We start from the raw sequence: 1,414 nt of genomic DNA on the forward strand, positions 1-1,414 counted from the left end.
GGGGCGCCCTCAATCCTTCGATCGCAAGGAATCCTTGTGTGCTGCCATGCGCTTGTTTTGGGATCGCGGCTATGAGGGGACGAGCTTCGATGATCTGATTTCGGTCATGAAGATCAGTGCTTCCAGCTTTTACAATGCTTTCGGAAGCAAAGAGGCGCTGTATCACGAGGTGATTGAGACCTACATGAGTGTCGCTGGAGGTTGGTTTCTCGATATCCTCGGTGAAGATGCCGATACGCGAACTGTCTTTGAGGATTTAACGAGAGCAGCTGCCGTTGAATTTACACGCCCTAACCAGCCTGCAGGCTGCATGATCTCAGTCGCGGCAACGCAATGCTCCCCTAACCAGCACCGTTTGCGCGATCTTTTGGCTAGTCAGCGGACACAGGCAGAAGGCGCTATGGCTGCACGCTTGCAACAGGGATTGGAGGTAGGTGATTTGCCGATAGATACCGATATTGAGGCTTTGGCAGCGTTCTACGGTTCCCTCCTACGCGGCATGGCTGTCCAAGCTCGTGACGGAGCATCACAGGAGCGGCTGATGGAAATCGCGCGGTTTGGGATGAACGCATGGCCAAAGGCATGACCGAGACTTTAAATGCAATCTTGGCAAGCCTACTTACGAAAAAAGTTTTCCGTATTCATGACAAGCAAACCGTTACTTTTAAGAGGCTACATCGAACCAATTGATTGCGCACCCCATGGCACGAAAATATCCGAGTTGGCATAAGAAATATTATACGACATAACTATCGCTGCTCGAAAGACAAAATGTAAGGTCCCCTGTTCGCTCACCGACCACAATCAAAGCAAGGGCATTAGACTTGGGTACCTGAGCCTGGAATTATAGGATCTTCTGCAAAGGGTCGGTTCAGGATGCCAAGCACTTCATCTGCAACGTAAATTCGATTGCGGGCATAGCCAGTTCGCTCTCTCAGGATCCCAGCCTGGCAAAGCTGGCTAATTGCCGTGTGAGCAGCGGGTGGCGTAATCGACAGCAAAGTTCCCAGCCGTGGAGCCGTCAGAACCGGATAATCCCTAAGGATATCAAGCGCTCGTAGCGCTGCTGATCCCTTTCGGAACGAACGACGGGTCAACCATGCAGCATTCAGGGTTCTGAGAGCTTCACGGGTGATGCGTAACTCCTGAACCGTTTGAACAATGGCATTCGACACAAAGCCGATCAGAGGAAGCCAGTTTAGTTTCTGCTGGGCTTGTTTGAGAGCTGCATAATAGGCCTGTTTGTGGAGCTCTATATACGGTGAGAGATAGAGCGGAATGTGTTTCTCAGCTGCCATCATCAGGGGCAGCAGGAGCCGACCCACGCGACCATTCCCGTCTCGGAACGGATGAACGGCCTCGAAATGAGCATGGGCTAACGCCATCCGGGTAATCAAGGACTGGGTCATCATCT

The 1,414-nt window shown here is 51.9% G+C and carries 2 protein-coding genes; one reads left to right on the forward strand and one right to left on the reverse strand.

What is annotated here, in order from left to right:
* The coding region (locus tag R5H23_RS14600; protein WP_317215888.1) for a TetR/AcrR family transcriptional regulator at positions 1 to 586 on the forward strand (586 nt) is incomplete at its 5' end.
* Between the two features lie 232 nt (positions 587 to 818).
* On the opposite strand, the gene R5H23_RS14605 is transcribed toward R5H23_RS14600, so the two are convergent.
* A partial coding sequence (locus R5H23_RS14605; RefSeq protein WP_317215889.1) for a Fic family protein occupies positions 819 to 1,414 on the reverse strand: 596 nt, incomplete at its 5' end.

It is taken from the genome of Gluconobacter sp. GP1 (genome assembly GCF_032913585.1).
Taxonomy (GTDB): Bacteria; Pseudomonadota; Alphaproteobacteria; order Acetobacterales; family Acetobacteraceae; genus Gluconobacter; species Gluconobacter cerinus.